Consider the following 18,311-nt stretch of genomic DNA (forward strand, 5'->3'; position numbering starts at 1 on the left):
GGTCGTGACGCTACTAGCTAACAACTCCCGCTCAAGGCAATCAACTAAAAATGCACTCAGTAAGTCCTCAACCCTTTGATATCAAAGATTTTGGGAATTTACAGCACCATCGAGTTGACAGTCCTTGAGCTAAAAGTTAACAGGCCGGGAGACATGAGGCGCAAGCCCCAAGTCCTCCGCTAGTGGCATTTCAAACAGTTTCTTCCTAAGTTCCCAAAAGGGATGTGTCTCCGCTGCAAGGAGTTTTTATGAACCGCTCCCCGAACCGCTCTTCCAAATCGTCCAAGTCTACTCCCTCTCAAAAAGAGAATCTAAGCGAGCAGATTGTCAATCTGATTAAAGCTCCTACCCAGCCACCAGAGTCAGCAGCCGAGAGTCCTGTACCCTCAGCGCCTGCTACACCTGTGCCTGTCGAGCCCCCTGAACCCCCAGCATCAACAGAAGCGCTTTCCTCAACGGAAAAGCTGCAAAAGCCCCGTCGGCTAGTCCCAATAGTGCAAATAACACCAAAGGACGCTGAATCTGTAGCAACGGCTTCAGGAAAAACAGCACCAAAGGAAAAATCCGGCGATGCCCCCGCGCCCTCCGATCCTGTTAGCGATCGCCAAACTGCACCGGCCTCAGAGCCAATTGCAGCCGACGCTACCGCTAACGACGAGCCACAAGGCGATCCCACAGCCGGGGCAATGCGGCAACACCCAATTCCCCCGCCCAGCGAACCCAGACAGTACCGAGCCGTTGGCTTAGTCCGGGGGCGCTACGCTGCGTCAGAAGAGCAATTCACGCGAGGTACTCTCACCGCCTCCGACGGCACACCAATCGACGCAGTTTTACTGGGTCGAGTTATGAGTTTAGTGAAAAATCACCTGAACTTAGAACAAGAACACCTCTGGGTTGTCTATCCCCGCACCCGACAGCAAGACGGCAACTTGCACGCCCAGATCATGGGCGTTTGGGAGCCGGAAACGCTTAAAAAACCGATTGATGCGTCCTCAGAGGAAGAGAACACAGCACCAGAGGAAAATCAAGAGGAGGTAAGCAGCGAAGAATCCCCCGAATCCTTCCCGCCGTCCCACATCAATGTTGAAAATGGCTATTTTTCTATTCGAGGCGAGGTGATTTATCAATCCCAAGAGGACGAAAAATATGTCATCGTCAAGATTAAGCAAGCCCCCCGCAAGGATGGGGAGACGATGAAGTTTTTTAAGTTGAAACTCTCTGGGGATTTAGCAACAAAGGCAGTCGGCCATTTTTGGGACTTCCACGTACAGTTGCAAGCTGAGAAACTTTTGATTCAAGAGGGCAATAATATTGGCCCTATGCCTGTTAAGAAAAAGCCATTCAACAAGGCTGGTGGTGGCGGTTTTAAAGGCAAGCGTGCCTTTGTTCCCCCGAAGAGAGATCCAGACGCACCGCGTCCAGCTCCTCCTACGCGCAAACCGGCAGCGGTAGCAGCCGAAGCGCCTCCCCCTCGCAAGGAACCCCTTAGCAAGCCTGTCAAGAAGCCCAAGCCTACGGAGGAGTGAGCGGGAGAGGGGGAGATGGGGAGCGGGAGCGGGGGAGATGGGGAGATGGAAGTGGAAAGACGAAGATTTCTCCTCTGCTCCTTTCTGCTCCTCTGCTCCCCACCTCTCCCGCTCCCCCGCTCCCCTGCGGCGATCAAACCGAATCTAAAGGTCTAATCTCTATGAAGTACACCCCAGAAACCGGGTTTCTTCGCTTATTTATCGCCAGAAATCGGTTTTATTCAAGAAACCCGGTTTCTCTGTACCTCACTTACCTTATTAGTTAAAAGATTTACTTTTTAGTTTTTAATAACGAATTAACATCAAGAACTTAGCTGATTTTACAACCTGAATTGTCATTATGGTTGAACTCCTAGCCGCCTTGTCTGCGTCTGCGGCGGGGGGTATGAGAATAGCCCTACCCCTCCTTTTAATTGGTCTGTTACGGAGCGACAATCTGTGGTCGCAAGTGCCCTTGTTGTCTCGCCTCCACCCCCAAGTCGTAGTAGGAGTCTTAGTAAGTTGGTCGCTGTTTGAGCTATTCGCTTCCAAAAATCTTTTAGGTCAGCGCATTCTACAAATTTTTCAGCTCTTTTTGAGTCCGATTGTGGGAGCAATTATGGGAGTGGCGATCGCACAAGTGACGCTCATAGACGATAATCCTGCTTATAGTTGGCTAATTTGGATCATTGCTATCGTCGGCGGTTTGTTGGCACTGGTGTTACAACTGGTTCAAGTCGGTTGGTTCTATCGATTGCGGGGTTTACCCATCTGGGTGATTTTTGCCCAAGATACTCTCTGCATCTCTTTAGTTCTCTTTGCCTTTGATGCGCCCAGACAAGGTGGATTAATTGCTTTAATGTTACTATGGTTTGCAATTCGCAGTTCTAAAGAATGGTATCGCTGGTATAGAGCCCAGAGAAAACCAGGAGGGAGAGGGAACCCCCGCCGACATAAAAGAAATCCCGATTAAGCCGATCCCGTTCATCAGTGGGGTGGCGATCGCCTTCAAGTTTGAGTTATAGCAACCGCTTTCAGCGGTTAGGGGCTAGGGGCTAGGGGCTAGGGACTAGGGACTAGGGAAAGAAGGGAAAGAAGGGAAAGAAGGGAATAGATCTCAGCTAATTATCCAATTTCTCAACGCAAGTATCGAAATATGAACCACAGACTCAAAAATAAACGCGCACTTATTACCGGAGGCAGTCGTGGCATTGGGGCCGCGATCGTCAAGCGTTTAGCTAGTGAAGGCGCTGATGTCGCCCTCACCTATACCAGTTCGCCCGATCGGGCGAACGAAATCGTGCAGGCGGTGCAGGCGCTAGGTGTCCGGGCTTTGGCAATCCAAGCTGACAGCGCCGAAGCCAGCGCGGTGGTAGCTGCTGTTGAGCGCACGGTGTCCGAGTTGGGAGGCATTGATATCCTTGTCAATAATGCAGGCGTACTGGCGATCGCCCCCATCGACGATTTCACCCTCGCAGACTTCGATCGAATCCTCGCCGTTAACGTGCGTGCCGTGTTTGTGGCGACGCAAGCCGCAGTCAAGCACATGAAAGAGGGGGGACGTATCATCAACATCGGCAGCACCAACGCCGAACGTATGCCCTTTGCTGGCGGCAGCGTTTATGCCATGAGCAAATCTGCTCTGCAAGGGCTGGTGCAAGGGCTCTCTCGTGACCTCGGCCCGCGCGGAATTACAATCAACAATGTGCAGCCAGGACCGATCGCTACGGACATGAATCCCTCGGAGGGTGAGTTTGCCGAGATACTCAAAAAGCAAATAGCGTTACTCCGCTACGGTACCGTCGAAGAGGTTGCGGGGATGGTCGCTTATCTAGCTAGTCCTGAGTCTGGTTACATTACTGGCGCAAACCTGATGATTGACGGAGGGTTCAGCGCATAACTGCCATAGGTGGATACGGAATTGACACTCCCACCCCTGAAGGGTTGGGATAGGCGCGGTCAAATTCTGTCATTGCGAGCCTTGCGAAGCAATCTCGTCAGGACTTATGGCAACCGCTTTCAGCGGTTAGGGGCTAGGGAAAGAAGGCAAAGAAGAGCAAGAAGGGTAGAGGGGAAATTTCTGTCTTCCATCTCCTCCATCCCTTCATCACCTCCGAGGTTGGGGCCAGGGAATGCCTAAGTCAGTGGCAAGTTGTTCGGAAACAGCGATCGCACCGTAGCGGTTGAGGTGGCTGGGGTCAACAAAATAGTCATTTCGCTTAGGCCACTGTTGTGACAAATCGCGGAAGATAAAGCCTTTTTCCTGTGCGAGGCGCTGCATTCGCTGTCGAAATGTCTGTTCGGCTCTCCATCGCACGGAGTCTAAATAGTCCTCTGTTAAGGGTAAATTGACGAATACAAGGGGTATTTTGCGACTTTTGGCAAAATTCGCGATCGCACTCAAGGCTGCGGTCTGCTTCCCATCCAGAGCAAAATTACTATAGTCACCGTCATAACTACCAGCAACAAAAGGGCGATTATTATAGTAAGTATCAGGATTATAACGCACGGACAAACCTAGAAATCCGTTAGAGTCGATCGCATTATCTAAACCATCCAAGGAAGCCTGTGCTAAGGTGCCTTCAGAGGAAAAGAAGTTTTGAGTTTGGTAGGGGCGGTGCCCCCGTACCCGCCCTAAATCTTGAGTTGGGAGTTGAGGAAAAATTCTCACTTCCGAGTTGAATTCTTCTGAATAGCTGACTGTTAAAGCTTCGCCTTCTGACTTTGTAGATGATTCCCCTGGTAAGGTAGCATTGCAAGGTTGGGGAAATTTATAACACTGGCGGGTATTTTGTGGTTGGTTCTGCGACAGCTTAGGCCGAATCCCAGCAGCTAACATTTTATTACCTTCAGACGTAGCGATCGCATTAAACGTTCGATCTATACGACCACTATTAAATGCTCTTACACCATCTGCCCAAAGGATCATTTGTGGCATCTGCTGTGGTGTTAACAGCCTCCGCAATTGATATTCAACAACTTGTGCAGTCGCGCCATTAACTCCAAAGTTAAATACTTTTAGATCGAGATAACCTTGAAATGCTAAGGATTGTTGTAGCTGTCTAGGATCTACACCCTGCAACGCGCGGGAACTACCGACTATCAGAACATCTGGCGGCCCCAGGGTGGCGATGTAGGATAGGTAAAGTTGTAATTGTTGGTCGAGGAGCTCGCTACTAAAAGAGGCGGAATTAACCTGCGATCGCAACGTTGCAGCTTGCTGTTGTGAATAATTAAGATATCTCATATATTCGACAACTTTTTTCTCCGCAAAGGCGCGTTTGGGATTCCCTGGAGGAACAGCTTGCATCCACGCCACAGCTTGCACCCAATAACGAGATACTTCGTCCCAGTCTGCTTTTGAGCTTGCAGATTGAACTAAGATAGCAGCTTTGTTGGCAAAATTAACCGATTCACTAAAAGCATCGCTTTGAACGCAGGAAGAGGCTGTTACGGATTTTTGGGTTTTGTTTAAGTTTTGAGCGAGAATAGATTGAGAAGATTGCCCCTCAGTTGTCATTTTTGGGGTTGGTATAACTGCGGTGTGACGCTGTTGAGTCGGCGAACATCCGACACTTATTCCTAGCACAGCTATGGTAACACAAGCGCGGTTAAAAATTTTGGCGCTGATTCTAGCGCTATAGGGGCGGATCATAAACTTTTCGCGTTTCAACAAATGTGACTCAATTAGAACTTAGACAATTGGCAGTTGCAATTATTAGGTACGTAGTTGGGCTTTAGGACATAAGAGGGCTAAAGCCCAACTACATACCTAAACATTAACTGCGATCTTGTGATAGTTGGGTAAGGCCTATCAATCAATTAATAAAGCATAAATTGTTAACGATTGGGGAAACTGGTAGATTCAATTACGCCTTCGGCTTGATGAACAAGCGATCGCAATTTTTCCAGTATATCCGAATCCACTTTTTGCCACAACCCCCGCTGGTGCGCTTCTAGCAATCTTTCCGCCATATCTCGCAGCGCCCAAGGATTTTTTTCTTGGATAAATTCCTGTACATTTGCATCGAACAAATAAGCCTCTGCAACTCCTTGGTACATAAAGTCTTCTACACAGTTTGCCGTCGCGCCATAAGCAAATAAATAATCAATTGTTGCCGCCATTTCAAATGCACCTTTATAACCGTGACGCATAACTCCAGCTATCCATTTAGGATTTATAGCACGAGAGCGGTAAACTCGCTCAATTTCATCTCCCAGTTGTCGCACTTTAGGATTTTCAGGAATGGAATTATCGCCGAAGTAAGTGTTAGGGTTTTCGCCCCGCAATTTGCGGACAGCCGCAGTCATTCCTCCTTGAAATTGGTAATAATCATCGGAGTCTAATATATCATGTTCGCGGTTGTCTTGATTGTGTAAAACAATTTGCATTCCACTCAGGCGTTTTTCAAAAGCTTCTGGCGCTGATTCGCCCCAAGAACCCTCCTCTATCCCCCCTTGGTAAGGGGGGAAGTTAGAAGGTTGGCCTTGGTTAGGGGATGAATTAGAAGATATCTCTTGGTTAGCATTTGTGTTAGCAGCTTTGCCTTGATTAGCATAATTAGCATTTGTATTTGCACCTTCTCTTTGACTTAAATTGGTATTAGATGCAGTGTAAGCGTAGCTACTCCAGTTAATATAAGCTTTAGCCAAGTCTTCGTCATCAGTCCAATTTTGAGACTCTATTAACCCTTGAAGTCCAGCCCCATAAGCACCTGGTTTTGAGCCAAATACGCGATAACTTGAGCGAATTTCTGCCTGTTGTTGCGTCAAACCCTGTGATTGCCAAAACTGAGTTTCTTCTTTAACTTGAAACGCTAAGGGATTTTGTTCTGGCGGTTCGTTTAAACTAGCAACTGCTTGTACCGCTGAATCAAATAAATCGATTAAATTAGGGAAGGCATCGCGAAAAAATCCTGAGATTCTTAAGGTGACATCAACGCGAGGTCTTCCTAATATTGAAACAGGCAATATTTCAAAGTCAATTACTCGCCGCGAGGGGCCATCCCATATTGGCTGAACTCCTAACAAAGCTAGTGCTTCTGCGATGTCATCTCCCCCTGTCCGCATTGTAGAAGTTCCCCAGATTGATAACCCTAAAGTTTGAGGATATTCGCCATTTTCTTGAGTGTATCTTTCAATTAAAGATTCAGCGGCAAGTTGCCCAATTCTCCAGGCTGTTTCTGTTGGTACGGCGCGAATATCTACGGAGTAAAAATTGCGTCCAGTTGGCAATACATCTGGTCTTCCTCTAGTAGGTGCTCCCGATGAACCGCTAGGGACATAGCGGCCATTTAGCCCTCCCAAGAGGTTGATAATTTCTTGGTTAGTTTGTTGGAGTGCTGGTAAAAGATAGTCACTAATCCAGTCTAATTCTTGTTGTGTCGCCTTGCCAATATTTGTAACTGTAGATATTGACATCTTCACGCTAGCAGTGTTAATATTTTCTTGGTTGATATGCTTGTAGTAATCTTGAATTAAATCATCTACTAATTCAACTGCTTTTTGTTCCAATATCTCAATAGCATCACCGATAGTGCGCGGAGAATTTTGATTCAGAGTTATCTGTTTAATAGATAAGTTATCGACTGTCTCTATCAGCGCTGACATATCCGCTGTCAAGGGGTCAAAATCCAGTTGTAAATCTTTAGCTAAGGCGCGAGTTAAGCCTAAGCGGTTGGTTTCGGGGTGACGTGCGATCGCAATTATTAAATCCCGCAGTTGTCGCCCTTCGGGACATTGCCCAAAAATGTGCAAACCATCTCTAATTTGTGCTTCTTTAAGTTCGCAGAGATAGCCATCTGTGCGACTAAGAAACTCTGCGAATTTTTCATTATTTATTGACTGTTCATTGACAAATAACAAATCGCGTTGTAGGTTTTCTTTGTTAGCAAGAGTGAGGATGCGATCGCGAATAATTGGCAATCTAGAAGGGTCTAAACTTTGAGCTTCATAATATTCGTCGATTAAGGCTTCTAATTGTTGTAATGGCCCGTAAAGTTCCGCCCGTGTCATGGGCGGAGTGAGGTGGTCAATTATCACAGCTTGGGAACGACGTTTGGCTTGGGAACCTTCACCTGGATCGTTAACAATAAATGGATAAAGGTGAGGCAAAGGGCCGAGGGCAACTTCTGGATAGCAGTTACTAGATAATGCTATACTTTTACCCGGTAGCCATTCTAAATTGCCGTGTTTTCCTACATGAACAATTGCCTGAGTTCCAAAGTTTTCTCGCAGCCAATAGTAGTAAGCTAGATAATTGTGAGTAGGTTCTAAATCTGGCGCGTGATAGTTTAATGTCGGGTCAATTTCATAACCGCGCGCTGGTTGAATACCCACAAAAACATTGCCTAGTTGAATACCAGAAATAGGAAATTGGGAATTATTAGTTTCTAACGGCCATCTCTGGCTAATTCCATCTTGCACTGACTGAGCCAAAGTGGTAAAGTATTGTTGATATTCTTCTAAACTCAGATATTGTTGAATAGGTCGCAATTCGCGCCCTTCCGGGTCATTTGTAAACCCAGATGTCAGTAATTTAATTAACTCCTCGCCGCTAGTTGGGATATTTTCTATTTGATAGCCAGCTTGTTGTAAAGCTTTCAGAATTTCTATGCAGCTAGCAGGGGTATCCAAGCCAACACCATTGGCTAATCTACCGTCACGAGTGGGATAATTTGCTAATATTAATGCTATGCGTCTGTTAGCGATTGGTGTTTGTCGCAGTCGTACCCAGTTAGCGGCTAAATCTGCTACAAATTGAATGCGATCCTTCGCAGGTTCATAACCGACAACATCTGTTTCTAACTCGCTATTCCAAGTCTGTACAGCCTTAAAAGAAACTGCCCTAGTGATGATTTTACCATCTACTTCTGGCAAAGCCACATTCATCGCCACATCGCGGGGTGAAAGTCCTTGAAAATCAGCTTTCCACTGTTCTACAGTTCCACCGCTAAATATTACTTGCAATACGGGAACATCTAAAGATTTGATATTTTCTAATTCCCGGTCTTGACTTCTGAAACCTGAGACAGCAAAACTGGTAGTATTGAGTAATAATTGAATTTGTTCGGAATCTTTAGGCTGGAAATATTGACCTAATTCGGCTTGTACGTCTGGTTCGCGTAGAGAAGAGACAAACACGGGAACAGGGGCTAAATTTCTATCTGCCAAAGCTTGACAAAGTGCGTCAATTGGTGCTAAATTACCAGATAAATAATGAGCGCGATAAAATAATATTCCAACCTTAGCATTATTGGCTAAACTGGATAAATCATCTAGACCTCCCATAGATAACCTATCCGTTAAATCCATTGCTAACCAATTGTAAATCCCCACACGGGGTACTTCTTTAGGCAATGGGGGATTATAAACTGTTTTCAAGCCAATATCCGCGATAAATTGCAGGCCGTTAACGAAATTTTCGACCCCGCCTTCTGTAAAATAGCGCCATAATCGATCTACTGCTGATAGGGATACCGTTGAATGGCTAATTAAATCTGGATCTGGGCCATTATCTCCTGGCATTACTATCAGTTCGGCCTTAGTTTTTTGCACGACTTCTCGCACGACTTCTAATCCATAAGACCAATAAGAACGTCCTCCCAGTAAGCGTATAATTATTACTTCTGCTTTTTCTAATACTTCCTCAGCGTAAGTATCAATAGTTAGCTGCTGCTGCAATTGTAACAGATTAGCTACTCGTAGAGATGGGAATCCTGCTGGTAATTTAGATATAGCTGTCGCGAGAGTTTGAATATCAGTATCAGCGGCGGTAATAAAGACGATGGGTGCGGGTGTTTGCTGAAGGAAAATTACTCCCTCTGATTGAGGATTCCAACCTCCCGGTGTGGCGGCTATGCGGTGCATTTATTTACCTTGTAGATTTATGCAAAGAAACCGGGTTTCTTTTGAAAAATTGAAGATTATCCACTAGATATCTACGAATAAACCCGGTTTCTCCCCTCGACGTGCATAAGTCATTTTATCCTAAATATGCCTGTTTTACTCGCTCATTTTTTAACAAATCTGAAGCCACGCCAGAAAGGGTAATATTACCAGCTTCCAGCACATAACCTCTGTCAGCAATTTGTAAAGCTAAGTTAGCATTTTGTTCCACCAATAGGATTGTAACACCTGTGGAGCGCAAAGTTTGAATAATACTGAAAATTTCACGCACGATTGCGGGGGCTAAACCGAGACTAGGTTCATCTAATAATAGCAGTTTTGGGCGACTCATTAATGCCCGCGCGATCGCCAGCATTTGCTGTTCCCCACCGCTGAGAGTTCCTGCTAGTTGATGGCGACGTTCAGCTAATCGAGGAAATATCTCAAATTGCCTTTCTAAATCGGCTTTTATTTCCGCAGAATCAGACCGAACATAAGCCCCCAGTTCTAAGTTTACCAGAATAGTTTGCCGAGCTAAAACTAGCCTCCCTTCTGGACTGTGAGCAATCCCAAGTTTAACAACTTCATGGGTTTGGCGACGGGTAATATCTCGCCCATCATAGACGATTTCTCCGCCACGAGAATTGACCATTCTAGAAATAGCTCTTAGGGTAGTGCTTTTACCAGCACCATTAGCACCAACAAGCGTAACAACTTCCCCCATATTAACAGTTAAGTTAATATCTTGCAAGGCTTGAATGCCACCATAACTAACAAACAATCCTTTAACATCTAACAACACATATTTGCTTTTCTCTACATTCATCTGCGGTAAAAAATCCTTATTCATCTCCTAAATAAGCCTCGATTACTGCCGGATCGTTCCTAACATTAGCTGGATTTCCCAAAGCAATTAGCTGGCCGAAGTGTAAAACTGCGATTCTGTCGCACAAGCCCATAACTAATGGGACGTGATGCTCAATTAATATTACAGTAAGATTGAACTGTTGGCGCAGTTCTCGGATAAATTCACTGAGTTGGTGTTTTTCAGAGGGATTCATACCAGCGGCGGGTTCATCTAACAGTAATATTTGTGGTTCAAGGGCGAGAGCACGGGCAATTTCGAGGCGACGTTGATCGCCGTAGGGAAAGTTTTTGGCTTTTTCTTGAGCGCGATCGCGCAATCCCACTAAGTCCAAAAATTCTAAGGCTTTTTGTTTGGTTCTGCGTTCCATAGCGTTAGCTTTTGGTAAACCCAATATACCACTCACCAGTGATAGGAATGGATTTCCATCGCGGCTGTGAATGTGTCTGGCAATCGTAACATTTTCTAGGGCAGAAAGTTCGCCAAATAAGCGAATATTTTGGAAGGTGCGGGAAATACCTTTATTGGCAATTTGATAGGGGCGGAGTTGGGAAATATCTTGGTTTTGATAAATCAATTGACCGCTGGATGGTGTTATCAATCCGGTGACTAGATTAAATAGGGTTGTCTTGCCGGCACCGTTGGGGCCAATGAGTCCAAATATTTCATTTTTTTGGACTGCAAATGAGACATTATTGACGGCAATTAATCCTCCGAATCTGCGAGTTAGACCTTTGGCTTCTAAGACAGTAGTATTGGTTGAAAGGGGAAGATTTGTTGATGCAATCATAGGTAAATAATACAGCGATTACTAAGATTATCCCTTGTAATTGTCGAATTTATCAATTCTATTCCCTCGCAAAATGGGAATGTTTCAGCGTTGGGATAGTGCAAAGGTAGGGGCAAATGCTCGTTTGCCCCTGCTGTTGGCTGACAATGTAAGTTATAATCAAAAGTAGACTAAAAGAAAAAATCTATGACTACAGAACGTTGGGATAAAGTTTATAATATGGGAATAGAGGAAATTCAAGCAAAAGTTCAGGCTAACCCTCTTTTGTCACTCTCCGAATGTTAAAATAAAAGTGTGAAAAGATAAAAACGCTACAAATGAGGCAGAGCAATGGATGTAGAGTTACAAGTTCTCAAACATTTGGCGAGAGACGCACAATCAACAACGAGAGTAATAGATGAATATTGTGCAGAGTATAAAGACATATTCAAAGAAGTAAGAAGTTATGAATGTTTTAAATATTTACATTTAGGAATAATTGCACCAATCAAGAGGAAATCATTACCAGAAATAGCTAAAATAGTGGCAATAAAATCTGCACAGTCATTGCATCATTTTATTGCCAAATCACCTTGGTCAGTAACTGAACTGAAGGAAAAAAGATTAAAAAAAATTCTCAAAGAATTAAAGGGAAAGACGATTACCGTAGTAATTGATGAAACCGGAGATCGAAAAAAAGGAAAAAAGACTGACTATGTAGCTAGACAATATTTGGGAAGTGTAGGTAAAGTAGATAATGGAATAGTTTCAGTGAATGCGTATGGAATCTATAAAAATATAACTTTTCCATTAAGTTTTCAAGTATTTAAACCCAAAGGGACATTAAAACCATCAGATAAATATCAAACCAAAATTGATTTGGCTGGGGAAATTATTACTGAATTAGTTGAGTACGGCTTTCAGATTGAGCTAGTATTAGCTGATAGTTTATATGGTGAAAGTAGCCAGTTTTTGAAAATTTTAGATAAATATAATCTACCTTACATTGTATCAATTAGAAGTAATCATGGAGTCTGGCTGCCTTCTGAGCAAAAGGTTAGAGCAAATAAATGGTGCAAATATAAAAGAGTATTTAGCGACGGAAAATCAGAAAATAGATATATTAGAGAAATAATTTATGGTAAAAAAGGAGCGGTAACATATTGGGAGATAACTACAGATCCAGAAACGATGCCGTCCAATTCTACTTCATTTGTTAAAACGAATCTCAAAGGTAAACTTAAGAAAATTGTGGGCAATCTTTATGGATTAAGAACATGGGTAGAATATGGCTTTCGGCAATGTAAACAAGAATTAGGTTGGACAGACTACCGTTTTACTAATTTTAAGGATATTGAAAAGTGGTGGTCAATTATTTTTTGTGTTTACACAATGATTAGCTTGAATTCCTCAGCTTTTTTATCCTTAAATCTCTGCGATAGAACTCAAGCTAATGCCAACAATAAGTTGGCTAATTTCTCGACTCATCAAGAATGGAATCACGAAAGTGGATGGAAAAATACATTGAATAATTTTCGTTTAGTTGTCCAACCCATTCTTCTATTACTGATAAAGTAGATATGGAATCTTTATTCTATAGTGTTTTTTTCTCTGCTTTAGCTATTGGGAAAAGGTAAATTTAACACTTGGGCAATTAACTCAGTAAGTTTATGAAAGTTTGCCCTCTCAAGCTGCGGGATAGCAGTAATAGCTAGATTTTCTCTAATATGTTTTGGTGTTTTCATCCCGACTAGAGCACTCAGAAGGCCAGGGGCGCTGCGGGTATACTGGAGTGCCCGTTGGCAGTCAGTCCCCAAGCGATCGCCAAAGACAGAAGCAATGTTTTCTGGGATTTTACCAGCAACCTGTGCTTGACAAATCGACTTGCTGGCGATCGCAGCAATGCCTAAGCGATCGGCGGCTTCCAATGTCGAAATTTGTTCTCCTCCCAACATCTGAGTTGGATATAGCAGCGCTTCCGGCATCGCCATATTCAAAGGAAACTGAATGAACCGAAAGCGATCCTCTTTATTCCCTGCCACTTCACGGGCAATGGACTTTGCCCGCGACAGATCGATATGGTCGCTTTGATTTGGAGGTACGCGAAAAGCATTCCAAGTTGCTAAACCGTAATTAGCAATTTTTCCAACTAAAATAGCATCTTCGAGCACCTCGAAAACTTTTCGCAACTGATTGTAGAAAACATCTGGTTCAACTTGAGAAAGTTGCTTTTCTGGATTGTGAATATAGTAAACATCAATTGTCTTAATATCGAGGTTGGCGAGACTCCTATTGAGCTGATCTTGAATATATTCTGGGTGAATACAGTAACGCTCCTCAGCCAAATCATCCATACTTATACTAGAGTTATTTGGCTCGACATAATGCCGATAAAACCACTCTGATTGGTTAGTATTTGGATACGGAAGCACGCCACCTTTGGTACAGATAATTAATTCATCCCTTGAAACATCTGTCGATGTTACGAGTTGCCGGATAGCCTTTCCGACACTTCTCTCTCCCTGCTGATAGCGATAATTAATTGCTGAATCAATTACATTAGTACCCTGTTGAACTGATTCAATTACCGCTGCCGTTACAAGGGTATCAGTCAACTCATCTGATTCGCCAAGATAAGTGCCAATTCCAATAGAACTCGCCACAAGTGAATTTGCTTCTCGGAAATGATCCGCTGCACAGTTTTGATTGTGCCTTTCCTTGTAACGCTGTGTTCCTTCTGCCGTAGCTCTGCCTGCGATCGCGCTCATTGTACTTTACCTAATAAGTCCCGATCTAGAAAACCACTCCGAATCAAATACGAGAAATAAGTACTAAACAATTGCCTATCTACAGGCGGACAAGCGATCGAAGTTCCTGCGAGTCCAGTTAGCGTATTTTCGCAGTCAAAATGTTGCGCTGCTAAGTTAGATATTGGCTTTGGCGACTCAGTTTGATTGGTGTTACCAGATGCCGATTGAGTAAAAATTGGCACAAGAGGAGTCAATGCGTTTTCTTGCGATCTCCCAGCCGCATCGAGGAGTTTTGCTCGCCAAATATCATAGGGAATTGGTTCTAGCGGGTAGCCAAAAGAATGAATCCAGTTGATAATTTCACTCCAATGAGCAGGGTGTGAATTAACTAAGTGAAACACCTTTCCTAGAGATTCTTTTTGCCTTGATAAATGAACGATTGCTTGGCTAGTATAGTCCACAGGAATTAGATTCACCATCGAGTTACGATCGGGAACGCTTTTGAGTTGGATACAGCCTCGAATCGTTCTGAAGGTATGATCGTCTGGATTGCAAACTCCCGTTTTACTGTCTCCTGATATGCGTCCCGGTCTGTAAATAGTAATCGGAAAACCGCGATCGCGAGCAATTGTTACTAACTTTTCGGCAACCCATTTACTTTGAGTATAGCCACTGGATAGCGCGTCGGCGCTCGGCAAGCTATCCTGTTCTTTAATGACTTTAACCTCAGAACTATCAACGGATTCAATAACGCCAGTCGTCGATCCAACCACACCAATTGTGGAAATGAAATGTACGGGCTTTAGTTTAATTTGACTAGCCAACCTTAAAACTTCTTGAGTACCCAAAACATTAGCTGCTTTGAGCGCAGCGTATGGATAAGTAAAGTTAACCAGCGCACCATTGTGGTAGATAGCATCTATCTTACTAGCAAGCGATCCAAACTCTTCCTCAGAAAGCCCTAAAAGAGGCATTGACAAATCTCCTAAAACTGGAATAATTCTACTGTTAAAATATTCATTCCAAAGTAAATAAGATGCAAGGCTATTTTGCAGCTTTTTCTTGCCTGAGTAAAGATTAGGCGATCGCACTAAGCAGTAAATATTAGCCTCAGTTTTTTGCAAAAGTTCATCGAGCAAAAAAGCACCTAAAAATCCTGTTGCCCCTGTCAAGAAAATAGCCTTTTCTGAAATAGATAAATCGTAGGTAGCAGCATTAGGATTAATTTCTGGATCTAAGCAAGCTTCAGCATTTAGATCGAAAGTTTCCACACCAATTTTAACAGGAGATATTTTTGTTACCAAGCTAGTATCAATGCTTTCAGCTAAACCAGCAATAGTAGGCTTTTCAAATAAGCTCCGCAAAGGTAAATCCACCTGAAAAGTGCCTCGTACTAGGGCAAGAAGTTGAGTTATTAGCAATGAATGACCTCCCAATTCAAAGAAGTTATCATGAATCCCTACTTGTTCGAGATTGAGAACTTTTCTCCAAATCTCAGCCAATTTTTCCTCGACTGGGGTACGCGCAGCTACATAGATAGCTTCCAGTTCCGGGCGAGATCGATCGGGGGTTGGTAGTGACTGACGATCTACCTTTCCATTGGGAGTCAGGGGCAGAGATTTTAACATTATAAAAGCTGAAGGGAGCATATATTCAGGTAGCTTTTCTTTTAGAAAGAATCGCAGTTCTTTGGCATCTAATGCTGCTTTTTTACTAGGGACGACATAGGCGATTAAGCGCTTGTTTCCTGGCTCTTTTTCCCAAACTGAAACCGTAGACTGCCACACTCCCGGATGTTGACTTAGCAACGTTTCAATTTCTCCCATTTCAATCCGAAAACCTCGAATTTTTACCTGATTATCAGTGCGTCCTAAAAACTCAATGTTTCCATCCGGTAAATAGCAAGCTAAATCACCAGTTTTGTATAGCTTTGTTCCGCTAATAAAAGGGTTATTAATAAAACGCTCTGCTTGTTCTTCGAGCCGATTTAAATAACCCCTAGTTAACCCCGCTCCGCCGATATATAATTCTCCCGGTACACCTATAGGCACAGGTTGCAATTGTTCATCTAATACGTAGATTTGTGTATTAGGTAGCGGTTTTCCGAGAGGTACTGTCTTAGAAAGAGACGCTGAACTTTTAACTAGATAAGTGAGTACGCCTACAGTTGTTTCTGTAGGGCCATAATGATTGAAAATTCGGCAATTAGGCGCTTGCTGATGGATAGTTTTAATTAAGTCCCAAGTGGTAGCTTCACCACCAAGAATCAAGTGAGTGTGGGGGAGGATTGACTGAGTTGGGGAAGATGCTAAAAGAGCGGCGAGGTGAGAGGGAACAATCTTGAGACAGTCAATCGGATGGCGGTTAAAGTAATCTGCTAGCGCCACTGGGTCAGAGGCCCGCTCCTGTGATATGATATGCAAGCATCCACCCGTACATAAAGCTGGGAAAATTACAGTGTTTCCCAAGTCAGCGGCGAAGGTAGAAACAGTAGCGAAACTGTTAGCAATTCGCAAGTCTAATCTGTCTAAAATACCGTACAAGTAATTGAGTAGTTGGCGATGTTCAACCGCGACACCTTTCGGTGTGCCTGTAGAGCCAGAGGTAAACAGTAAATAAACTAAGTTTTCGCATTTTACCTTACTAGCTGGACTGGTATTACTTTCTCGATTAATTATTTCCCAATCTGCATCTAAGCATACTACTTTTGCAGGGCAATTTTGTAGTATTTTAACAAGCGAATGTTGTGTTAAAAGTATTGATATCTGAGCATCTTCTAACCGACTTGCTAAACTTTCTGCTGGTAATGCTGGATCTATAGGCAGATAAGCTCCACCTGATTTTATAATACCCAGTAAGGCGATGATGATATCGAGCGATCGCTCTGCATATATCCCCACCAGCATCTCTGGCACAACACCTAATTTTTGTAGGTAATGAGCTAGTTTATTGGCGCGTGCATTAAGTTCAGCATAGGTCAACTTTTGGTCTTCAAACACGACAGCAATCTTGTCTGGCGTTTGTTGTACTTGTTCCTCAAAAAGTTGGTGGATGCACTTATCTTGCGGGTAATTAGTCCGAGTATTGTTAAACTCTACAAGTAGTTGATGGCGATTTTTAGGACTCAAAATCTCTAATTCACTGACTTTAGCTTCTGGGTTACTAACAGCACTTTCTACTAAAGTCTGAAAGTGTTCTGCTAAGCGTTTGATATCTGCTATCGAGAATAAGTTAGCATTGTAGTAAAACTCTGCAATCGTAAATTGTTCTCTTTGCAAGCAGGTTAGCTTAACTTTGAATGGCTCAAAACAGGCGTATTGTTTGTAAAGTGAAAACACAATACCGCCAGCTTTATATTTATTAGCACATTCTTCAAACTCAAAACTAATTGGGAAGTTAACATCACTGAAAGTTTTTTCTTTTTCTTCTTCTCCGACAAAATATTCTTGCCATTTGCAGTTATTGCCGATAGTTTCGCTAATTTTCCCCAAGATTTTACTGAATTTAAAATCTTGCTCAAAAGAACAACGCACAGGCAGGAATTTAGCAAGCAATCCCAGCATCTCATGCAGTTCTTCATATTTTCTGCCATTACAGACAGTACCAATGATAATATCTGACTGTTTTGTGAGTCGCCAGATTAAAGTCTGCCAACAAGCTAACAAAAACTCAGAAATTGTGGTATTATGTAAATTTGCGATCGCTTCTATATTTGCAACTACATCTCGCTCAATCTTCAAACCAAAAACATTAGGTTCAAAGATGATTTGAGCATTTAGCTTGCTCTCAAAAGGAACGGTCAGTGGTGGAAAATTGCTGATATCTTGCTGACTCCAATAATCTTTTCCAAGCTCTGCATCTTCTCCCTCTAGTAATTCATTCTGCCATTCGGAGAATTGGACATATTGTATCGGTTCCTCAAATAACTCTTTGCCTTCTAAGCAATTAGCATAGGCATTACCGATTTGCTGAAATAAATTCTTGAGCGTCCAACTATCTGCACAAAGTGATGGCAGAGTCACTAGCAAAATATGCTTGTTAGCTGATAAACAAATTAGGGTTAAACGCAACAGGGAGCCTGTGTCAAAGTTGAAGATAAAATGCCTTTCTTCCTGAAATAATTCTTCAATTCTGGTTGATTGTTCGTTTGACGATAGATGGTTTAGATTAACCTCCTGCCATGAGACATTAATGCACTCAGTTACTACTTGAAGAGGAATTTTGATTCCAGGTCGTTTATGAAAAATTGTGCGGAATATTTCATGCAGGTTAACAACTTTCTCTAAAGCTGTTTTTAGGACTGCGATATTGAGTGAACCTTCAAGCAGGATAGCAGACTGAGCGCGATAAGCACAACTCTCTTTCTGTAATAGCAAAAGACGCTTTTGCTGGGGTGAAATCCGAAATCCTTCGACAATTTGGTTTTGCATTGTTACTTGTTTGATTTTATAGAATGTACGGAATTATTGAATAGAAAAAAGAAGGTGACAGATTGGCGTTTCTTTGAATCCGCGAAGGCGGACTTTGTTTGCTTA

At 43.2% G+C, this 18,311-nt stretch carries 9 protein-coding genes and 1 pseudogene; 4 read left to right on the forward strand and 6 right to left on the reverse strand.

Going from position 1 to position 18,311, the window contains the following annotated elements:
• Positions 1-248 precede the first annotated feature (248 nt).
• The 3 genes from PY364_RS06360 to PY364_RS06370 all read left to right on the forward strand — a co-directional run bounded on the left by PY364_RS06360 (position 249) and on the right by PY364_RS06370 (position 3,405).
• A complete protein-coding gene (locus tag PY364_RS06360; RefSeq protein ID WP_275521384.1) occupies positions 249-1,526 on the forward strand; it encodes a hypothetical protein in 1,278 nt (425 codons plus the stop codon).
• Positions 1,527-1,866: 340 nt separating this feature from the next.
• Complete coding sequence (locus PY364_RS06365; protein ID WP_275521385.1) at positions 1,867-2,478, forward strand: DUF4126 domain-containing protein; 612 nt, start codon at positions 1,867-1,869, stop codon at positions 2,476-2,478.
• Between the two features lie 183 nt (positions 2,479-2,661).
• On the forward strand, positions 2,662-3,405 hold the full coding sequence (locus PY364_RS06370; RefSeq protein WP_275521386.1) for a 3-oxoacyl-ACP reductase family protein: 744 nt from the start codon (positions 2,662-2,664) through the stop codon (positions 3,403-3,405).
• Between the two features lie 207 nt (positions 3,406-3,612).
• Here PY364_RS06370 and PY364_RS06375 read toward each other — a convergent pair whose 3' ends face one another.
• The 4 genes from PY364_RS06375 to PY364_RS06390 form a co-directional block, all read right to left on the reverse strand.
• Positions 3,613-5,160, reverse strand: a complete 1,548-nt coding sequence (locus tag PY364_RS06375; protein ID WP_275521387.1) for a hypothetical protein — start codon at positions 5,158-5,160, stop codon at positions 3,613-3,615.
• A gap of 185 nt (positions 5,161-5,345) precedes the next feature.
• Positions 5,346-9,374 (reverse strand): cobaltochelatase subunit CobN, encoded by a 4,029-nt coding sequence (cobN, locus tag PY364_RS06380; protein ID WP_275521388.1) that lies wholly within the window; start codon positions 9,372-9,374, stop codon positions 5,346-5,348.
• Positions 9,375-9,489: 115 nt separating this feature from the next.
• Complete coding sequence (locus PY364_RS06385) at positions 9,490-10,242, reverse strand: ABC transporter ATP-binding protein (protein ID WP_275521389.1); 753 nt, start codon at positions 10,240-10,242, stop codon at positions 9,490-9,492.
• Positions 10,235-11,047, reverse strand: a complete 813-nt coding sequence (locus PY364_RS06390) for an ABC transporter ATP-binding protein (RefSeq protein WP_275521390.1) — start codon at positions 11,045-11,047, stop codon at positions 10,235-10,237. The genes PY364_RS06385 and PY364_RS06390 overlap by 8 nt, the downstream gene beginning before the upstream one ends.
• A gap of 330 nt (positions 11,048-11,377) precedes the next feature.
• On the opposite strand from PY364_RS06390, the pseudogene PY364_RS06395 reads away from it, so the two are divergent.
• Positions 11,378-12,589: pseudogene (locus PY364_RS06395) on the forward strand (IS701 family transposase); the annotation flags it as partial.
• Positions 12,590-12,642: 53 nt separating this feature from the next.
• Here the strand turns inward: PY364_RS06395 and PY364_RS06400 are convergent.
• Entirely contained in the window at positions 12,643-13,794 is a 1,152-nt protein-coding gene (locus PY364_RS06400) for an aldo/keto reductase (RefSeq protein WP_275521391.1), read from the reverse strand.
• Entirely contained in the window at positions 13,791-18,206 is a 4,416-nt protein-coding gene (locus PY364_RS06405; RefSeq protein WP_275521392.1) for a non-ribosomal peptide synthetase, read from the reverse strand. The genes PY364_RS06400 and PY364_RS06405 overlap by 4 nt, the downstream gene beginning before the upstream one ends.
• Positions 18,207-18,311: the final 105 nt, after the last annotated feature.

The organism is Kamptonema sp. UHCC 0994, from assembly GCF_029167235.1.
In the GTDB taxonomy this organism is placed as follows: Bacteria; Cyanobacteriota; Cyanobacteriia; order Cyanobacteriales; family Microcoleaceae; genus Kamptonema.